We start from the raw sequence: 19,280 nt of genomic DNA on the forward strand, positions 1-19,280 counted from the left end.
CCGACTGATTTCATTGACGAATTCCGCCCGCATTGCACTCCAGTTGCACTGTTTTTTTCACCCCGGAGTGCAACCCTCCCCACCGACACCCAGCGAAGGCTGGGGTGAGCGGTGGGGGGACTCGCAAAAACCGGCGCAGCTGTTTCTGCTGAACAATTCGGCCAAGGTTGTACCCCGATTGCACTGTTTTCTCGCCCCGGAGTCTCACCCGGCGGCTCAGCAGGGCCGGCACAGGCACCTCCCCCCGCGTCCCGCCGCTCCGCTGGCCACGGGCGCCCGGCGGGTTTAAGACGGCGGCCAAACAACCAGATCAGGGAACACTCAGGACATGCGCGACATTCGCCACTTCATCGACGGGGCTTCCTTCGAGGGCGCCTCGGGCCGCTTCGGGGACGTCTTCAACCCCAACACCGGCGAGGTGCAGGCGCGGGTCCAGCTGGCCACGGAGGGCGAAGTCGACAAGGCCGTTCAGGCCGCCCAGAACGCCTTCGAGGCCTGGTCCTCCACCAATCCCCAGCGCCGCGCCCGGGTGATGTTCGAGTTCAAGCGCCTGGTCGAGGCCAACATGGACGACCTGGCCGAGATGCTGTCCGCCGAGCACGGCAAGGTCATCGCCGACTCAAAGGGCGACATCCAGCGGGGCCTCGAGGTGATCGAGTTCGCCTGCGGCATCCCCCACGCCCTGAAGGGTGAGTACACCCAGGGCGCCGGCCCCGGCATCGACGTCTATTCCATGCGCCAGCCGCTGGGCGTGGTGGCGGGCATCACGCCGTTCAACTTCCCGGCCATGATCCCCATGTGGATGTTCGGCGTGGCCATCGCGGTGGGCAACACCTTCATCCTCAAGCCGTCGGAGCGCGACCCGTCCGTGCCGGTCCGTCTGGGCGAACTGATGATGGAGGCGGGCGCACCCGCCGGGGTGCTGAACGTGGTCCACGGCGACAAGACGGCGGTGGACGCCATCCTGACCCATCCGCTGGTCCACGCGGTCAGCTTCGTCGGCTCGTCCGACATCGCCCACTATGTCTACCAGACCGGCGCCGCCAACCATAAGCGCGTCCAGGCCATGGGCGGGGCCAAGAACCACGGCGTCATCCTGCCCGACGCCGACATGGACCAGGTGGTCAAGGACCTGACCGGCGCCGCCTTCGGTTCCGCTGGCGAACGCTGCATGGCCCTGCCCGTGGTGGTGCCCGTGGGCCAGAAGACCGCCGAGGACCTGCGCGAGCGTCTGGTCGCTGAAATCCCCAAGCTGAGGATCGGCGTCTCCACCGACGCCGAGGCCCACTACGGTCCCGTGGTCAACGCCGCCCACAAGGCCCGCGTCGAGGGCTGGATCGACCAGGGCGTCAAGGACGGCGCCGAGCTGGTCATCGACGGCCGCGGCTTCTCCTTGCAGGGCCACGAGAAGGGCTATTTCATCGGCCCGTCCCTGTTTGACCATGTCAAGCCGGGCATGGAGTCCTACAAGGAGGAGATCTTCGGCCCGGTCCTGCAGATCGTGCGCGCCGGGAATTTCGAGGAGGCCCTGTCGCTGGCCTCGAAGCACCAGTACGGCAACGGCGTGGCCATCTTCACCCAGAACGGCCGTGCGGCCCGCGACTTCGCCGCCCGCGTCAATGTGGGCATGGTGGGCATCAATGTGCCGATCCCGGTGCCGGTGGCCTATCACACCTTCGGCGGCTGGAAGCGCTCGGCCTTCGGCGACACCAACCAGCACGGCATGGAAGGCGTCCGCTTCTGGACCAAGACCAAGACCGTCACCGCCCGCTGGCCCGACTCGGAACTGGAGCACGCGGACTCCAGCTTCGTCATTCCGACGATGAAGTAGGACGGATCAGGCCGCGTCCGTTCCGGATGCGGCCTCGTCCTTCCCCGGCAACGCCGTCAGCGCCCGGACGAAGTCGTCCCGCCAGATGGCCACGTCCGAGGCCCGAACCGCCGCCATCAGGGCGGTCCAGCGTTCGATACGCTCGTCCCGCGACATGGTCAGGGCCCGGTGAATGGCCTGGGCCACCTCTTCCCGGGCGAAGGGATTGACGATCAGGGCGTCGCGCAGTTCCTCCGCCGCGCCGGCGAAGCGGGAAAGGATCAGCACGCCGGGATCGTCCGGATTTTGCGCCGCCACGTATTCCTTGGCCACCAGGTTCATGCCGTCGCGCAGGGGGGTCACCAGCCCCACCCTGGCGGCCCGGTAGATGCCCGCCAGCTGGTCCCGGCGATAGGTGCGGTTCAGATAGCGAACGGGCGCCCAGTCCATGTCCGCATAGGCGCCGTTCACATGGCCCGCCAGGGCGTCCAGCCGCGCGCGCAGGTCCTGATAGGTGTCCACCTCGTCGCGCGAGATGGGCGTCACCTGCAGCAGGAAAACCTCGCCGCGCATGGACGGATTGTCCTCGAGGAACTGCTGGAACCCCAGCAGTCTCTGCTCCAGGCCCTTGGAGTAGTCGAGACGGTCCACCCCCACGATCATCGACCGGAAAGCGGAAGACGCCGCCATGCGGTCATAGGTGCGCTGGCCCAGCGCCGAATCCCGCGCGGAGATGAAGCCGTCCACGTCGATGCCGATAGGAAAAACCCCGCCCTGCACCGTCTTGCCGAAGGCCTCCATGCCGTCGTTGCCGACCAGCCGTCCGCCCGCCTCTGACGCCACATAGTCCCGGAACAGATCCAGCCACTCGCGGGTGTGGAAGCCCAGCAGGTCATAATCGAACAGCGACTCCACCAGCCGCCGGTGGAACGGCAGGGTCACCAGCAGCTGGCGCACCGGCCAGGGCGTGTGCAGGAAGAATCCGATCCGGTTCCTGATCCCCAGACGTCGCAGATCCCGGGCCAGCGGGATCATGTGATAGTCGTGGATCCAGACGATGTCGTCGTCCTGGATCAGGGGCGCCAGAACCTCGGCGAAGCGGGCGTTGGTGCGCTCATAGCCCTCGCCGTAGGACCGCTCATAGGCGGTCAGATCCACCCGGTGATGGAACAGCGGCCACAGGGTCTTGTTGGCGTAGCCGTTGTAATATTCCTCGACGTCCTGGGCCTCCAGGTCCACCAGCGCGACGGTGACCCCGGCCCGGTCCTCCATCTTCAGTTCGCCGGTGAAGGTCTCGATGGTCTCGCCCGACCAGCCGAACCAGATGCCGTCATACCGCCGCAGCGCCGCCGACAGGGCCGCGGCCAGCCCCCCCGTGGAGCTTTCCCCGGCGTCTTTCGGGGCGGAGACACGATTGGATACGACGATCAGGCGACTCATCTCACATCCGTCCAGGAACGGCTCAGCAGCACGGCGCAGTTGATGATGCCCACAAGGGAATAGGTCTGCGGGTAGTTCCCCCACAGCTCGTCATCGCCCAGCGAGATGTCTTCGGACAGCAGGCCGGCGTTGGTGCGGCGGCTCAGCATCTGCTCGAACATCTCGCGCGCCTCGTCCACGCGCCCGTTGATGTGCAGGGCCTCGATGAACCAGAAGGTGCAGAAGTTGAACGCTGTCTCCGGCTCGCCGAAGTCGTCCGGCTCCACATAGCGGAACAGGTAAGGCCCCTTCTTCAGGTCCCGTTCGATGGCGTCGAAGGTGGCCACCTGACGGGGATCCATGGGATCGAGGAAGCCCAGTTCCACCATCTGCAGCAGCGAGGCGTCCAGCTCGGTCCCGCCAAAGCTGGCGGCGAACCGGCCCTCTTCCGCCACGAAGGCCTCCCTCTCGATCCGCTCGCGGATGATCCCGGCCCGCTCGCGCCAGACCTCGGCACGTTCGTGCAGCTTCAGCTGGTCCGCCGCCTTGGCCAGGCGATCGCAAGCGGCCCAGCACATCATGGAGGAATAGGTGTGGACCCGCGCGATGGTGCGGAATTCCCACAGGCCCGCATCGGTCTGGTCGTGCACGGCGAAGGCCCGCTCGCCCACCGTCTCCAGGGCATGGAAATCCTCCACTGATCCGGGGCGCAGCAGACGCTGGTCGTAGAAGGATTGAACCAGCGGCAGGACGATCTGGCCATACACGTCGTGCTGGAGATGCTCGTGCGCCTGATTGCCCACCCGGACCGGCTTCATGCCGTGATAGCCCTCGACCGTGTCCACGATCCGCTCGGTGATCGCGCCTTCCAGCCCGACGCCGTAGACCGGTTGCACATGCCCCCCGGCGGCGTTGTCCACCAGGTTGCGCAGATAGGCGAGGTAGTTCTCCAGAATGTCGATGGCGCCCAGCCGGGTCAGCACCCGCACGGTGTAATAGGCGTCCCGGATCCAGCAGAACCGGTAGTCCCAGTTACGCCCGCTTTCCGGAAACTCCGGGACCGAGGTGGTCAGGGCGGCCACGATGGCGCCCGTCTCTTCATGGGCGCACAGCTTCAGGGTGATGGCCGCGCGGATCACCGCCTCCTGCCAGTCCAGCGGCAGGTACAGGGTTCGCACCCACTGCCTCCAGTAGTCTTCGGTCCGCTCGCGTGCGGCGGCGACGCCGGCGCCCACCTCCTGATCATATCCCTCGTCCGGCCCGAAGAAGAACGACAGGGTCCGCTCCACCCTGAAGGTGCGTTCGTCCAGCACATGGGACACCGGGCAATCCGTCGTCAGGCGGAACGTCAGGTCGGTGCAGTGATAGCGGACGTGGTTCGAGCCCGAGGTGGTGGGCGCGCGCCGGGCGCCCCAGTCACGGGCGGGTCTCAGGCGGATGGTGATGCGGGGCACGCCGTGCAGCGGCCGGATGATGCGGGCCAGGGCGATAGGGCGATAGGTGCGGCTGTGCTTGGCGTGGCGGGGCGCGAAATCGATGATCTCCAGCGCAGCACCATCCTCGGCCGTCAGCACCGTGCGCAGCACCGGGGTGTTGCGCACATAGGCCTGCTCTACATGCTTCTGGCCTTCCAGTTCGATGGACCAGAACCCGTGCTGCGGGTCGTCCCCGTCCATCAGGGCCGAGAACACCGGGTCGCCGTCCACGCGCGGCGCGCAAGACCACACATGGCGGCCCTGCCGGTCGATCAGGCTGGAGATGGCGCAGTTGCCGATGGGCGCCAGGTCCAGATTGGGTCGTTTGCCGTTCATGGGCGCTCCGCCAGGGTTTCAAGCCAGTCCATCACCGCCTCGGGGCCGGTCAGACCGTACCCCGCCGCCGTCTCGCGCGGCGGTCCCACCAGCACCCCGAACCCGCCAAGTCCGGCGGCGGCGGCGAAGGCGAACTCGTCGGTCAGGTCGTCGCCGGTCATGACCGGGACGGCGCCCTTGAAGGGCGCCTCGTCCATGAAGGCGCTCAGGGCGCGGCCCTTGTCCGCGCCCGGCGTCTTCAACTCCTGCACCATGTCGCCCGGCTGCAGGGTCAGGCCGTGGCTCTCGGCCAGGCCCCGCGCCAGTTCACGCGCTGCGGCCGCCTGATCCGGCGCCTGACGGTAATGCAGGGTCACGCCCAGCCCCTTGTCCTCGATCAGGACGCCCGGCCGGTCGCGCGCGAAATCGATCAACGCCTCGTGCACCCGGCCCATGGCGGGGTGGGGGGCCAACCGCCGCACCTGACCGTCAGCGCCGCGCCGCTCCAGTCCGTGGATCCCGGCCACGCAGGGGACCACGCCTTCGCAGATGCGGTCGATCTCGGCGATGGTGCGTCCGCTGACCACGGCCACCCGGCCTCCCAGCCGCTCCAGCAAGCCGCGAAGCACGCGGCTGCGTCGGTCATCCGGTCCGACTCCTTCCGGCGTGCCGGTGATCGGCGCCAACACCCCGTCCATGTCCAGAAACAGGGCCGGGCGCTGCGGCAAGGCAGGCGGCGGCGAGAGTTGCGTCACGGCAAGGGCGGCGTCTGTCGGCATGATCCTCATGAACTGTCTGGCTTGTCCCCGCATCCTAACGCGTGACCGACTGCGAAGTTGACCCCTTTGCGTCCATTTTTCTTCGCAACTGCGAAAATGCCGCTTATCGCATCGCTGTTAAGGACTGCGGCGAGCAGGCGGGTTAAACTGGCCCCGACGATTCACGGTCCAGGGCGTAACTCACATGGTCGATCCCATGGCTTCCCTGAAGGGCAAGCGGGTTCTGGTGACCGGGGGCGGCGGGTTCATCGGCAGCCGCGTGTGCGAGCGGCTGGTCGAGGCCCGGGCCGAGACGCGCGCGCTGGTGCTCTACACCTCGTCCGGAACGGCCGAATGGCTGGACACGTCCCCCGCGGGCGGAGAGATCGATATTCGGCGGGGCGATCTGGCCGACCGGGACTCGGTCATGGACGCCGTCAAGGATTGCGAGATCGTTCTGCATCTGGGCGCCCTGATCGCCATTCCGTATTCCTACGCCGCCCCCGAAAGCTATGTGAGGATCAACGCCCTGGGGACCCTGAACGTGCTGCAGGCGGTGCGCGAGTGCGGCGTCGCCCGCATGGTCCACACCTCCACCAGCGAGGTCTACGGCACCGCCCGCTTCGCCCCCATGACCGAGGACCATCCGCTTCAGGCCCAGTCCCCCTATGCGGCCTCCAAGATTGCGGCGGACAAGCTGGTGGAGTCCTTCCATCTGTCATTCGGCGTCCCGGCCGTGACGCTGCGCCCCTTCAACACCTTCGGCCCCCGCCAGAGCGCCCGCGCGGTGATCCCGGCGGTAGCGGTGCAGGCGCTGAGCGGAAACACCGTGAATCTCGGGGCCACAAACCCCACCCGCGACTTCGTCTTCGTGGACGACACCGCCGACGCCTTCCTGCGCGCTGCCGCCGCGCCCGGAATCGAGGGCAGGACCCTGCACTTCGGCGGCGGGCGCGAGGTCTCCATCGGCGATCTGGCCCTGATGATCGGTCGCGCGGCGGGCCGCGATATCGAGATCGTCACCGACTCCCGTCGCCTGCGCCCGGAGGGCAGCGAGGTGGACCGCCTGATCGCCGACGCCTCCAAGGCCCGCGAAGCTCTGGACTGGGCGCCGCGTGTGTCGCTTGAGGATGGGCTGGAGCGCACCGTCGCCTTTATCCGCGACAACCTGCATCTGTACCGGCCGCAGGACTACGCCACATGATGGTCGCCGCGCCCCGAAACGAGCCATGGGAAGAACGCGCCCTCACTGTCCCCGGTGCGGGGGTGAACCAGCACGCCCCCCGGGACTTAACCTCCTGACCCGACGAAGGAGCGCGCATCATGTCGCCTCGTGAACTGGCCCCCTATCTGCTGTCGGACCAGGCCACCTTGCGCGAGGCCATTGAGCGGCTGGACGCCATACGGGGCCAACTGGTGGTGATCGTTGACGAGGCCGGGCGACTGCGCGGCTCCCTGACCGACGGAGACGTACGTCGGGCATTGCTGCGCATGACGCCCATGGAGGCCTGCGTCGACAAGGCCATGAACCCTGATCCCGTGGCTGTGCGGCCCGGCCACAACCCCGCCGAAATCCAGGCGGAACTGAACGCGCTGGGGGCCAGCCAGGCGCCCGTGGTCGACCGCGAGGGCCAGGTAGTGGGCCTGTATCCGGAGCACTACGGCGAGACAGGACCGCGCGACAATCTGGTGGTCATCATGGCCGGCGGCCGCGGCGCGCGCCTGGCCCCCCTGACCCGCCACACGCCCAAGCCCATGTTGACCATCTCGGGCCGCCCCTTGCTGGAAACAATCATCCAGCGCCTGCGAGATCAGGGGTTCGGACGGTTCCGTCTGGCTGTGAACTATCTGGCGGAAGTGATCGAGGGCCATTTCGGCGACGGATCGGCCTTCGATGTGGAGATTTCCTATCTGCGCGAGAGCGAGCCGCGCGGCACCGCCGGCGCCCTGGCCCTGCTTGAGGAGCCCATCGACGGGCCCTTTCTGGTCATGAACGGCGATGTTCTGACCCGGCTGGATTTCGGCCAGCTTCTCGCCTTCCACGGCGATCATGACGCCGCCGCCACGGTCTGCGTGCGCGAGCACCGGTTCGAGACCCCCTACGGCGTGGTGGAGACCGAAGGCCACCGCCTGGTCTCCATCCGGGAAAAGCCCACCTTCCGCTGGTTCGCCAACGCCGGCATTTATGTGCTGGGCCCGGAAGCACTGAAGCAGGTGCCGACGAGCGGCCACTACGACATGCCCACCCTGCTGGCCGCCCTGACGGAGCGGGGCGACACGGTCGGCGCTTTCCCCATTCACGAATACTGGATCGACATCGGTCGCCCCCCCGATTTCGACCTGGCGCGCAGCGATTATGAAGCGGTCTTCGCCGCGCCCGGCCAATGAGCCGAAGCCGGGTCCTGGGCCTGATTCCGGCGCGAGGCGGTTCAAAACGCCTGCCCGGCAAGAACCTGATGAAACTGCACGGCCGCAGCCTGCTTCAGCGCGCCATCGACGCGGGGCATGAGGCGCGCGGCATCAATCGCCTGATCGTCTCCACCGATGACCCCGCAATCGCCGAAGCCGCCCGCGCCGGCGGCGCCGAGGTCCCCTTCCTGCGCCCCGCCGAACTGGCGACGGACGAGGCGTCCTCCCTCGACGTCGTGCGTCACGCCATGGAGTGGGCGGATCAGGACGAGCCGGGCGCGTTTTCGCACCTTGTGCTGCTCCAGCCCACCTCTCCGCTGCGCACCGCTCAAGACATCGATCAGACACTGGCCCTGTGCCTGGAGCGAGGTTGCTCCACCGCCATCAGCGTGGCGCCCGCGCCGAAAGCGGACCTTCTCATGATCGGCGAGAACGGCATGCTCGCCCCGGCCTCCGCGTTCGGAAAACCCGTGATCCTCAATGGGGCGGTTTATGTTGTGGATTGGCGGCACATCACTGTCGGCGGCGGATTTATCGCCCCGGATACGGCCTATTACCTCATGGATGAGCATCGGTCGGTGGACGTCGATTTATCCGAGGATCTCGAACGTGCGGCGTCGGGGCTGAAATCCTGATTTCCAGGCTTTTCGCCAGACCGAAGACTTGGGGTGTTGATCTGGAAGCTTGTCACTTTGCCCGGGATCAATAACAGTCGTGTTCCACCGATCCGGCGCCAGAGGAAGGACGGCAATGACCATGGAAGCCAGTGAGGACTTCAAGGGATCCGATCGCAACCATCCTCCTGGCCAGAACAAGCGCGCCAGGGATCTCGGTGATGTGGTGCGACGTCATGGAGCAGGCCTCTACGCCGAGGTGAGGCCAATCGGGGAAATACGCTCCCTGACACTCGATACGCCCGAAGATTCCCGCTGAAAATTTGTGCCCGCGCTAAAGGAACCTTTTCCGGATCTTTGATCACAGCGGGCTTTGCTATGCCTGGCGTGGCCGTTGCGGCACAGCCTCGGCCCCAATCGGGCTCCAGACGAGCATGTCAGTGGCCAATCACGGGCCCGTGTGACAGTAGTGATCCATTCGAGACCTTCCTGCGAGGCGCGGTTTGCCCGATAGCATCCACCGTTCTGCATCCTCCACGACAGATCGTTATCCTGAAGCAGGGCTCCGGCCCGCGTCGGGGCCGTGCGCCGATGGCTCGGACGAACGGATGCTGAAGCTTGCGGCGGAAGCCGCTCAGCTGCGCGTGAAGGTGATGACCCTGTCGGCCGAGAACGAGCGCCTCAAGGACACCATCTCCTTTCAACTAGGCAATCTGCTGCTACGGGCGAAGACATGGCGCGGCCTGGTGGACCTTCCCTCCGGACTGGCGCGTCTGCGCCGGCAGTCACTGGAACGCCGGGGACGGAAATCCGCACGGGACCCTCACCTGAACCCTGAAACGGCGGCGCGAATCCAGGACCTGAGTCTGCGCGCCTTCGACATGCGGACAGACGATATCGTTGAAGCCGCCCTGACGGAGTGTCGCGATCCGAAGTTGGCCATGCGCGTGGTCGCCGACCTCTCCATGTCGCTGCAACTGGTCGATTTCGACAAGAGCCTGGCCCTTGCGCGCCGGACCGTTGAACATGATCCGAGTCCACACCGCGTTCTGTGGCTGGCCGGAGTGCTTTACAACGCGGGCATGATTCAGGAGCCCCTGGCGCTGTATCAAAGGCTCGACAAGAGCCATGCCGCTCTCCCCGCAAACGCCAGATTGCGGCGCGACCTGATAGAGGGCCTGGCCCGTATCCAGCAGTCCGGGCTGTCCGTTCCGCCGAGGCGATCGGTCAAGCCGGTGAAAGACCGGTCCCTGCTCTATGTGGCCGCCAGTTCCTTCCCTCATCACGTCACCGGCTACGCCGCGCGGACCCACTCGCTGATCAAGGCGATCAGCCGGCAGGGATGGCGCGTCGAGGCGGTGACCCGGCCCGGTTATCCCGCCGACCGCAACGACGCCCAGCATGTGACGGGACGTCTCGGGCCACAGGACGTGGACGGCGTCATCTATTCCCGCCTGGCCGGGCCGCCGTCCAACGCCACGCCCTTCGACCGTTATTGCGACGAGTCCAGCCAGGCCCTTCTGGAGCATATCCACAAGGTCCGGCCTTCCGTGGTCCAGGCGGCCTCGAACCACGTAAACGCCGCCCCCGCCCTGATGGCGGCGCGCAAGGCCGGCCTGCCTTTCGTCTATGAGGTGCGCGGCCTCTGGGAGCTGACCAGTGCGGCGCGCACGCCTCACTGGGAGGGCTCGGAACGTTTCGAATTCCAGCGCCGCCAGGAAACGCGCGTGGCCCAGGAAGCCGACTCCGTCGTGGCGATCTCCAACGGGCTCAGGAACGAACTGATCTCGCGCGGGGTGGATGCCCGCAAGATCATCGTCGTTCCCAACAGCGTGGACCCCCAGGTGTTCAGCCCTCGGCCCCGGGACAACGCCTTGGCCAGCGAGATGGGCCTGGACGACCGGCGCGTGCTCGGCTTCCTGGGCTCGATGACCGGCTATGAAGGGCTGGTGGATCTGATCACCGCGCTATCGCACCTTCGCAGTGACGGGCTCGACGTCTGCGCGCTCCTGGTGGGCGACGGCCCCGCTTTCCGGGAAATCCGCGAGGCGGCGCGGGTTCTGGGCGTGTCCGACCATCTGATCATGCCCGGCCGCGTGCCCCACACCGAAGCGCCGCGCTGGTATTCCCTGATGGACGTGGCGGTCTATCCCCGGCGTCCCGCGCAGGTCACGGAACTGGTGCCGCCCCTCAAACCGCTCGAGGCCATGGCCATGGAACTGCCCGTGGTGGCTTCCAACGTGTCGGCCATTTCCGAAACCCTGATCCACCGCGAGAACGGTTTTCTTTTCAACAAGGGCGACGTGGGCGAACTGACCGACCTTCTGGGCGAAGTCATGGGCGCTCCGGACCGCTCCATGGCTGTGGCGCGCAACGCCCGGCGCGATGTGGAAAAACGATTCACATGGACGCGTGCGGCCGCGAGTCTTGACGACCATTACAGCCAGTGGGCGCTGAAGGCGGCCTGACGAGGCTCGCCCGATTGACCCATGACCCACGCGTCGATATCGGCATTGGGCGCATTATATATGCCGCGCGCTGAGGGAACTCAGCGTCCGCCAGCCCGGGAGCCGGCCTTTTGAAGACCATTCGCCGCCGCGCCGCCAGTCCCGCCCTGCGCTGGAAAGCTGCGGGGCCGAAGCAGCAGTATCGCGTCATCGTACGAAACCAGGACACCGGCGAAGCCCGCATAATCTATGAAGGCTTTCGCCCTGAATGCCGCCTGCCGCCCGACCTTCGTCTGGTATCCGATCAACTGGCGTATCGCGTGATGGCCCGGCTGTCGGACGACCCCCAGTCCAGGTTCGAACAGCTTCACGAATACGCGCCCATTCTCCGGCTGGGTGATGATTACAGGACACCCGCTGACGACCTGCTGATCGGGGACGTGGTGGCCGGTGCGGAACAGTATCGGCTGGTGGTGAGGGCGCCCGACCTGGATCGTCCCCTGGTGGACATGGTGCGGCCGACGGCCCGCTTCCTTCTTCCCCCCGGCCAGCTCAGGGACGGGCAGTTCGAGTACGACATTCTCGCCAGGGTCCGCGGCGGCTGGAGAAACCGGAAAGGGCTGCCGGTCACGGCCTCCATGATCGCGGCGGCCGATGAACGCGCGGATCGCCTGGTTCCAATGCCCCGCGAAAGGGTCAAACGGGCGAAAGGGTCGCCTGCGCGTCATGCGCCGGGATCGCCCGACAGGCTGTCTGCTGAGGCCCATGAGACAGGACCGGTCCTGTTGGTCGCCGTAGATGTGACAGCCCGCGCGGACCTGTCGCCCGTGGCGAGCCCCCACGACGTCGTCTCGCGCCAGTGGTGGGCGGGCGACGGGACCGGCGCGGTGGAAAGGGTCGCTCTTGCGCTGGAGTCGAACGCCCTGAAGGGTCTGTTTTTCATCGACGTCCTGGCCGGCGAGGCGCTGGGCGACGACAGGGTCGCGGCACTGGGCGAGACCTTGGGATTGCGGGGTCACGGGGTGGCCCTGATGGTGAATCCCGAGCCATGGCGAGGGTTCTCCCAGACCCTGGCCGACATGGATGACGCCGCCATCACAGAGTTCGCCTTCTCCCGCTATGAATCCATCCTGGGTCGGCGGCCGTCGATCCTCGCCTTTGCTCCGGGCGCGCTGAATGACGACACCTTGGCCCGGGCGAGACGGCTCGGGGTCCGGGCGATTCTGGGCGACCGTGGAGAAGACTCCGGTCTGACCGCCTGGATGCGCTGGCGCACCCGACCGTTCGCCGCCTATGACGATCTCGCGATCATCCCGTCCACCATGGCCCTGTCGACCCCTGTCCACGCCCAGGATCGCGTGGTGCGTCACACCCTCAACGCAACGGACGCCATGGCCGCCGACTCGGCTGACGCCCTGGTCGCCGCCGTGGCGGAGGCGACCGGGAACGGCCCCGTCATCGCCCGTATCGACTCCCTCAGCTTGCTGCGCCGCTCCATGATGCGCTCCAGCGCCCTTGCGGAGGACTGGAACAGGACCGTCGCCGAACACCTGCCCGCCTGGGGCGAGGCTGGATGGGTCCGCAGTCCGCACGGATTCCCGGTCCTGGCGGACCGCGACGAGATCAGGGTCGAAATGGTGACCGCCCTGATCGCCGGCCTTGGCAAGGCCGGATTGCCGAACCCGGACCCCCGATCCCTGTTTACGCCGGAAAACCTGCGGGGGTGGGCCCGAACCGGCGGAGCGTTCGAACCCCTCATCGAGCAACGGCGTGGCCCCCGGAAGCTGCGTCGGTCGGCCGTTCGACGGTATGACGCCGCCTTTCTGCAGGCCCTGAAAGCGACCCCCGCATGAGCCCGTCGCTCTCTCCAGAAAGAAAAATCGCCAGAACCTGGAAAGCCTTGGGCGCGCCGGTCGAGACGGAGGCCGTCCTGGCCTTCGGGCCCCGGGGGATCGAACTCGCACGCGCGGCTCATGAAATCCTGCAGCCCCGCGCCCTGACCCTGCTGCATGACGGGCCTCCTCCGGCGCGCGCCCGGTTTGACACCTGCCCGGACACCCTTGCTCAGATTGCCGCCGCTCGTCCCGGCGCCTTTGACCTTGTGCTTGCAGGGGGAGGTCTGGAAACCGCCAGCCTGGGCCGGATACGCGATGATCTGGGGCGCATTGTCGAAATCCTGAGGCCCGGAGGAACCCTGGCGGCCGTCATTGATACGCTCGGCGCGCCAGACCCCGACGGCGCCTGTGACGCCCTGCTTTTTCCCCACCTGGCCCGGCAAGGTGAACTGGGCGATGAGCCTCGCACCCTGTTGCCGGCCGCCGCCTGGATATTGCTGTTCCAGACCATCGGCCTGGAGATCCGGTCGGTGCAGGGGCTGGGAGAGCAGGAGATGTCGCCGGACATGGTCGAACGCCACGCCGCGCGTCTGCAAATTTACGATTCCGGTGAACTCGGCACGGGGCGTCTTCATCTCGTCGCTGGAAAACCTGGAGACAGCGCATGAGTTTGCGGGATCGCGTACGAAAGGCTGTTCGAACCGGGCGGCAGGCTGTGTTGCCGGAACCAGAGTTCCGGACGGCTTCGGATCAGGAGGCCTGGGAAGACGCCGTCGCCCTGTGGAATGACCTGTTCGCCCCGTTCTCTCCGATCCTTCAAGGCGCCGATGTCATTGAGCTCGGCTGTGGCGACGGCCGCTTGCTCGGCGCCGCTATGGCGACGGGGGGAGCGCGGTCTGCCGTGGGATTCGAGCGCCAGGCCTGGTGGAACGGCGGTGGCGGCGGCGTCGCGTGGCGGCCCGGGGACATCACCGGTCTTGACCTGCGCGTTGGGATCGATGGCGTCAGTGCGCTGGATGAGGGCGCGGCGGACCTGATCCTGGCCCGCGAACTGGACGGCTTTATCCCCCTTGATAGTCTCGAATTCTGGCTTGCGGAGCTATACGGCCTGCTGCGCCCGGGAGGCGAGATGCTGGCGCGCGTGCGCTGTGGCGACGGGCGCGGCGACCCGCAGGCGCCCGGCTACGGCTTTCTGACCCCCACCGCATGGACCGTTCTTGTGCTCGGCGCCGGATTCGAAATCGCGGACACCCGCCGCGTATGGCGCGCTCCCGCACAGCAGGGAGCCGCGGCTGAACGCCTGCCGCACGCCTCTGACGACGAGCGGTTGACCGCCGAACTGCACCTGCACCTGATCCGCCCTTGGGAATCCTGGGAACTGGACGCCTTGCACGGGTTCGGCGATCAGGGGCGGGGCAGAAAACGGAAAAACTGAGGTCACCGGAGGACCCGGCCGACCTCAGTCGCTCAAACGGTCTACAGCCACCAGCACGCCCGCCATCTGGAAAATGGTCTGGGTCAGGTCACGTATGAAAGGCAGCAGGGTGGAGTCCGGCCTGGACATCACCAGGATGCGGTCGCCCGGCATGGCCCGGCCGCCTTCGCGCAGTTGCCCGTCCTGACGGAACACCAGCACGTTGCGGCGCTCGGCGCGCGGCGTGAAGCCCCCTGCGGCGCGGACATAGCCGGACACCGGCTGACCGGTCTGGGCCAGGATCGACTGGGGCGCATTCACCTCGCCGGCGATGGTTACGACCTGCGAACGACGGGGAATGACGATCACGTCGCCGGTCTCGAGGCGAACCTGATTCAGGTCCTGACCGGCCAAGGCGAGAATTCCGAGCGGCTCAACCTGGCGGGCCCGCTGGATATACTCCGTCACGAAGGCGAGCGAGGCGGCCCTCGACTGGGCCTCCGCGGGCGACCGCGCCGGTGACAGCAGAACGGTGCGCTCCAGACGCTCCAGACCTTCGTTGAGGGTCTGGCGCTGCGCCTCGCGCACGCTTTGTCGGCGCAGGTGGATGGCCTCCATGTCAGCGTCGCCGTCGATCGCCAGCTGCGACAGGATCTGGGCGACCGTGGCTCCCCGCGTCTCGGTGAACACCGAAGGCCCGCCGTGAGCCCCCTCGACCCGTACCAGTACATTGGCGGCGCGGGTGTCGGATTCAAACTGGACGCGGTCGCCGTCCATGAGCGTAAAGGCGGAAAACTGGTTCAGGGGAATGTAGGCGCTGATGGGCTGGCCGTCGCGTACGCCGAACACCGCCGCATGGGTCGCGCCGGGCTGGGGGCGGGCGAACTGCATCAGTTCGCCGCCTTGCCCGGTCTGGCCCGACAGCTCGAAGGTGAAGGGCGCGCGCACGTCGCCGCTGACCGAAACGATCGAGCCCTGATCCTCCACAACGATGGCGTCGCCGGTGCGGAAGCTGACGCGCGGCAGGGCGCCTTCGCGCAGGAAGTCATAAAGGTCGGCGCGGGCGATCACCTCGCCGTTTCGCAACACCCGTATCCGGCGGTAACTGCCGCGCACAGGATCGATGCCGCCGGCGCGTTGGAGATAGACGATCAGGGCGTCATCCGATGCGCCGGCGAACGCGCCCGGGCGTTCCACCGGGCCGGTGACAAGCACCCGCGTGGAGGCCGTGGTCGTGGGCGTCGCGTAGACTTGGACGCCCTCATTGTAGATTCGGCGGCTTGCCTGTTCGACAACGGCCGGCGCCTGGGACGCGGCCACGCCAGCCAGTCGGATCGGACCGACCCCGGGCACCACCACATTGCCCTGGGCGTCGATGGTCAGGGCGTGGGCGCCCTCAACCATGCCCCAAAGGGTGACCTGCACGGTGTCTCCCGGCTGCAGGATGTAACCCGGATCCACCACGTCCGTGGACGCTTGGGGGACGTCGCCGCCGAACATGTCGGCGCCGAGCGGCGGCGGACGCACCCCGCGCCGATCCTGGATGACCAGAGCCTCGGGCCCCAGCGGCGCAACCTGATCGGGGGCCGTCTGGGTCGGCGCCGCGGCTCCGCTCTGGGCGTGAGCCAGACCGGCCGGGGCCGACATGGCGAGGACGAAGGCCGCGACCTTCAGCAAGCGAGAACCGGTCATTCCATGTGATCCCGAATGATCGAATAGATGAGAGCGCCGACGCCCCACAACAGGGCCGAGCCGATCAGCACGGCGAAGATATTGCCCAGACGCCGCCACCAGTTGGACTGCTCCGGCTCGCGGGGCGGAACATAGGCGACCACATATTTGCGATCGTTGATGGACTGGCGCCGTACGCTTTCAGCGGCCTGGAGCGCCGTGGTGTACGACTGCTGGGCGAACTCATAGTCCATCAGCACGGCCTGTGCCTCGATCTGGCGTCCCGACGCCTGTTCCCCCGGCGTGGACATGGCGCGCTGGACCGCCAGAGCGCGTTCCGCCTCCAGGGCGGAGATCTCCCGGCGCAACCCCGTCAACTGGGGGGCATCGGGCTGATAGGTCTGGCTCATGGTGGCCAGCTCCGTCCGCTTCTGCGCCAACTGGGCGTCGAGGCTGCCGACCAGAGCCATGGCCTGCTGGGCCGGGGTGGCCACATCCACGCCGGAGAAGCGCTGGCCCTGATACTCCGCCAGACGGTCCCGGGCGGCCTCGTATTCCTGACGCTTGCGTTCGATTTCACGTTCCGCCGCACCGATCAGATCGGTCATGGCCCGATCCGACATGCGGTTGACCAGTTCCTCGCTGAGGGTCAGTACGCCCTGGCTGAGCCGCAGGGAGTCCTCGGGGGTGAAGGCGCTGACCTCAACGTGGGCCGACTGTGACGACGGATCGTGGCGCACCCGCACCCGGTCGCGCCAGAAGCGGGTGGCGCGTTCACGTCTGGCGCCGGCCGGCAGGATCGACAGCGGGTCGAGCGAGAAGCGTGAATAGGCTTCATTGAAGCCGTAACGCTCGCGCAGATCCTCCACCATAGCGTCGGAACGGATGTATTCCTCCACGATCCTCAGATCGAGCGTGTTGGAGTTCGGAGCCGATATGCCCAGGGCGCCCAGCGCATCCAGCGGCGCCGCATCCGCCCCCCGCACCGCGAATGACGTGGTGGTCTGATAATGGGCCGGGGCCAGCAGGATCAGATACAGGGCGTAAAGGATCGTGGGCCCGAGGATCAGGACGATGGCCGAACGGGCCAGGATCATCCGCCGGCGCCGCGTCTTGTCCAGCCCGTTTGCGGCCGGAACGTCTAGGGTTGTCATGCGGCGCGCCCTCTGGCCACGATTTCCATATAGTAGTCCTCCGCCGCGTCCAGGCTTTCGAACGGCACGGCCTGCCCCCGATCCATGACCACCGCACGGGAGCAGAATTCGCGGATGGTCGACATACTGTGCGAAGTCATGATGATGTCGGATCGCGCCCGCCGCTCCGCGAACGCCTCCTGCGCCTTGTTGCGGAAGGCTGCGTCGCCCACACTCAATCCTTCATCGATCACATAGACCTGAAAGTCCACCGCAAGACTCAGGGCGAACGACAGGCGTGACCTCATGCCGGAGGAATAGTTTTCGATGGGTTCATGAAAATAGGGTCCCAGCTCGGCGAAGTCGCGCACGAAGTCAGTGACCTGGTCCACGTCCTTGCGATAGATCCGGCAGACGAATTTCAAATTCTCCGCGCCGGTCATTGATGCGTGGAATGCGCCGGTCAGACCCAGAGGCGAGGAGACGGTCACCGATCGCCTGATCTCGCCGCGATCAGGCCTTTCCACGCCCGAGATCAGGCGCAGCAAGGTCGATTTTCCCGCGCCGTTCAGCCCCAGAACGGCTGTGGAGGATCCGCGATAGAAGGCCAGGTTCGTCGGCCGGATCACCGGTTGCCTGCCGAAGCGGGTCCGGTACGACTTCTCGACATCAATGAGCTGGATCATGGCGCGGGCTCAGGGCTGAAGGTCATAGCCGCTGATGCGGTACAGCCAGTCGATGAACAGGCCGAGGAACAGGAATATCACGCCCAGGGAAAGCGGGTACCAGGGATTGTAGAGATCGCTCTGGAAGTCGCTGATGGAAGCGTCCCGGATCCACTCGATGACGTGGGCGAGGGGATTGTACTGCACGTACTGCATCAGCTCCGGGGGCAGACTGCCCATTGTGTACCAGAGGCCGGACGTAAACAGCAAAATCCGCCCGATAGGGCCCGTCAGCTCGTTCCAGGGATCGAAGGCCCTTCCGATCTGCGAGCTGAGAAAACACGCGCCATAGCAGAGCAGCAACAGAGCTCCGCCTGCCTGCAACATGGGCAGGGGACGATCGATCCACGACGTCAGCGGCAGGCCGAAGAAGGCGTACATGATCAGGGCGAACAGGATCAGAACGATGAAATAGGTCAGGGCCTCCAGCAGAAGGCGGGAGGTGATCACCTCGAAGGCATTGACCTGCGGATACTGCATCAGGACCCGGTTGCCGCGGATGGCGTTGCCGCCACGGTTGATCGCGCCGCGGAACAGATACAGCGGCAGGATGGCCGACAGGAAGAAGACGACGAGGCTTTCCCCCGCGCCCGCCGGTCGCGCGATGGCGGAGAACACCGCCATCATGACGATGAGCAGCAACATGGGCGAGATCAGCGCCCAGACGTATCCCGCCGAACGACGGCCATACCGTGTGCGGGACTGGCGAACAAACAGCGCGTGGATAGTCCGCAAACTGGACAGCGCGGCGTCCTGAGCCTGTTTCAAATCATCCCTGAAACGATCCGTCAGCACCATTCAGCGTCGCCCGGCCTTGTTACACCCAGAATGCAGGCGCGAGGCGCCCTGGCGACAGCCTGCATCGAGGATCGTCAATGGATTGTCAGCGAGCATTGGCGAACTTGGCCGCCACGTGCTCGTAGGCGTCAATGACCCGTACATTGCGCGTCATGTTCTTGTCGCCGGCGCTGTATCCGAAGCTCACGACGGTGCCGCGAAGATCGTCTCCGCCCAGGGGAGCGAAGGAGACGACCAGATCCACATTGACCGAAAGCCTCGTGCCATTTTCGTGGGTAAGCTCAACGAAGCGAGACATGACGCGCTCCCTGCGGGCTGACGTGACAAGCCGACATACAAGGTAAACCCGGCCAATGCGAGGCGAAATCGAAGCGATCAGGACGCTGGAACACGGCCTGTCCTTGACGGGCGAGGAAGGACTAAAATACAGCTTTTCATACGGCTTGGCGACCTTGCC

At 66.4% G+C, this 19,280-nt stretch carries 16 protein-coding genes; 8 read left to right on the forward strand and 8 right to left on the reverse strand.

Annotated features, from left to right (window positions below; translation table 11 throughout):
* Positions 1-328: 328 nt before the first annotated feature.
* On the forward strand, positions 329-1,831 hold the full coding sequence (locus ACK4FB_RS09965) for a CoA-acylating methylmalonate-semialdehyde dehydrogenase (protein WP_409751326.1): 1,503 nt from the start codon (positions 329-331) through the stop codon (positions 1,829-1,831).
* 6 nt (positions 1,832-1,837) lie between these two features.
* On the opposite strand, the gene ACK4FB_RS09970 is transcribed toward ACK4FB_RS09965, so the two are convergent.
* From ACK4FB_RS09970 to otsB, 3 genes are read right to left on the reverse strand one after another with little or no spacing between them, the layout of a single operon-like run.
* On the reverse strand, positions 1,838-3,250 hold the full coding sequence (locus tag ACK4FB_RS09970) for a trehalose-6-phosphate synthase (protein ID WP_409751329.1): 1,413 nt from the start codon (positions 3,248-3,250) through the stop codon (positions 1,838-1,840).
* Positions 3,247-5,040 (reverse strand): glycoside hydrolase family 15 protein, encoded by a 1,794-nt coding sequence (locus tag ACK4FB_RS09975; RefSeq protein WP_409751331.1) that lies wholly within the window; start codon positions 5,038-5,040, stop codon positions 3,247-3,249. Before ACK4FB_RS09975 ends, ACK4FB_RS09970 begins: the two co-directional genes overlap by 4 nt.
* Positions 5,037-5,798: a trehalose-phosphatase gene (gene otsB, locus ACK4FB_RS09980; protein ID WP_409751334.1), complete on the reverse strand. Its 762-nt coding sequence runs from the start codon at positions 5,796-5,798 to the stop codon at positions 5,037-5,039. The genes ACK4FB_RS09975 and otsB overlap by 4 nt, the downstream gene beginning before the upstream one ends.
* A gap of 184 nt (positions 5,799-5,982) precedes the next feature.
* Between otsB and ACK4FB_RS09985 the strand changes: the two genes are divergently transcribed.
* The 7 genes from ACK4FB_RS09985 to ACK4FB_RS10015 all read left to right on the forward strand — a co-directional run bounded on the left by ACK4FB_RS09985 (position 5,983) and on the right by ACK4FB_RS10015 (position 14,517).
* Positions 5,983-6,981, forward strand: coding sequence for an SDR family NAD(P)-dependent oxidoreductase (locus ACK4FB_RS09985; RefSeq protein WP_409751337.1), 999 nt, complete (start codon positions 5,983-5,985; stop codon positions 6,979-6,981).
* Positions 6,982-7,100: 119 nt separating this feature from the next.
* Entirely contained in the window at positions 7,101-8,165 is a 1,065-nt protein-coding gene (locus ACK4FB_RS09990; RefSeq protein ID WP_409751340.1) for a nucleotidyltransferase family protein, read from the forward strand.
* A complete protein-coding gene (locus ACK4FB_RS09995; protein ID WP_409751343.1) occupies positions 8,162-8,821 on the forward strand; it encodes a cytidylyltransferase domain-containing protein in 660 nt (219 codons plus the stop codon). The genes ACK4FB_RS09990 and ACK4FB_RS09995 overlap by 4 nt, the downstream gene beginning before the upstream one ends.
* Positions 8,822-9,408: 587 nt before the next feature.
* A complete protein-coding gene (locus tag ACK4FB_RS10000; protein WP_409751346.1) occupies positions 9,409-11,268 on the forward strand; it encodes a glycosyltransferase in 1,860 nt (619 codons plus the stop codon).
* 110 nt (positions 11,269-11,378) lie between these two features.
* The gene (locus ACK4FB_RS10005) at positions 11,379-13,100 is read left to right on the forward strand and encodes a hypothetical protein (protein ID WP_409751349.1); all 1,722 of its coding nucleotides are present in this window, start codon (positions 11,379-11,381) and stop codon (positions 13,098-13,100) included.
* A gap of 47 nt (positions 13,101-13,147) precedes the next feature.
* Positions 13,148-13,750 (forward strand): hypothetical protein, encoded by a 603-nt coding sequence (locus tag ACK4FB_RS10010; protein WP_409751352.1) that lies wholly within the window; start codon positions 13,148-13,150, stop codon positions 13,748-13,750.
* Positions 13,747-14,517 (forward strand): class I SAM-dependent methyltransferase, encoded by a 771-nt coding sequence (locus ACK4FB_RS10015; RefSeq protein WP_409751354.1) that lies wholly within the window; start codon positions 13,747-13,749, stop codon positions 14,515-14,517. Before ACK4FB_RS10010 ends, ACK4FB_RS10015 begins: the two co-directional genes overlap by 4 nt.
* Before the next feature lie 24 nt (positions 14,518-14,541).
* Here the strand turns inward: ACK4FB_RS10015 and ACK4FB_RS10020 are convergent, their stop codons facing one another.
* The 5 genes from ACK4FB_RS10020 to ACK4FB_RS10040 form a co-directional block, all read right to left on the reverse strand.
* Positions 14,542-16,188 carry a polysaccharide biosynthesis/export family protein gene (locus tag ACK4FB_RS10020; RefSeq protein ID WP_409751357.1) on the reverse strand — a complete coding sequence of 549 codons (1,647 nt, stop codon included), beginning with the start codon at positions 16,186-16,188 and terminating at the stop codon, positions 14,542-14,544.
* A complete protein-coding gene (locus ACK4FB_RS10025; protein WP_409751360.1) occupies positions 16,185-17,321 on the reverse strand; it encodes a hypothetical protein in 1,137 nt (378 codons plus the stop codon). Before ACK4FB_RS10025 ends, ACK4FB_RS10020 begins: the two co-directional genes overlap by 4 nt.
* Positions 17,318-17,986, reverse strand: coding sequence for an ABC transporter ATP-binding protein (locus ACK4FB_RS10030; RefSeq protein ID WP_409751363.1), 669 nt, complete (start codon positions 17,984-17,986; stop codon positions 17,318-17,320). The genes ACK4FB_RS10025 and ACK4FB_RS10030 overlap by 4 nt, the downstream gene beginning before the upstream one ends.
* Before the next feature lie 9 nt (positions 17,987-17,995).
* Positions 17,996-18,823 (reverse strand): ABC transporter permease, encoded by an 828-nt coding sequence (locus ACK4FB_RS10035; protein WP_409751366.1) that lies wholly within the window; start codon positions 18,821-18,823, stop codon positions 17,996-17,998.
* Positions 18,824-18,908: 85 nt separating this feature from the next.
* Positions 18,909-19,121 (reverse strand): hypothetical protein, encoded by a 213-nt coding sequence (locus ACK4FB_RS10040; protein WP_409751369.1) that lies wholly within the window; start codon positions 19,119-19,121, stop codon positions 18,909-18,911.
* Positions 19,122-19,280 lie beyond the last annotated feature (159 nt).

Origin of the sequence: Brevundimonas sp., from assembly GCF_046299535.1 — a bacterium.
GTDB lineage: Bacteria > Pseudomonadota > Alphaproteobacteria > Caulobacterales > Caulobacteraceae > Brevundimonas.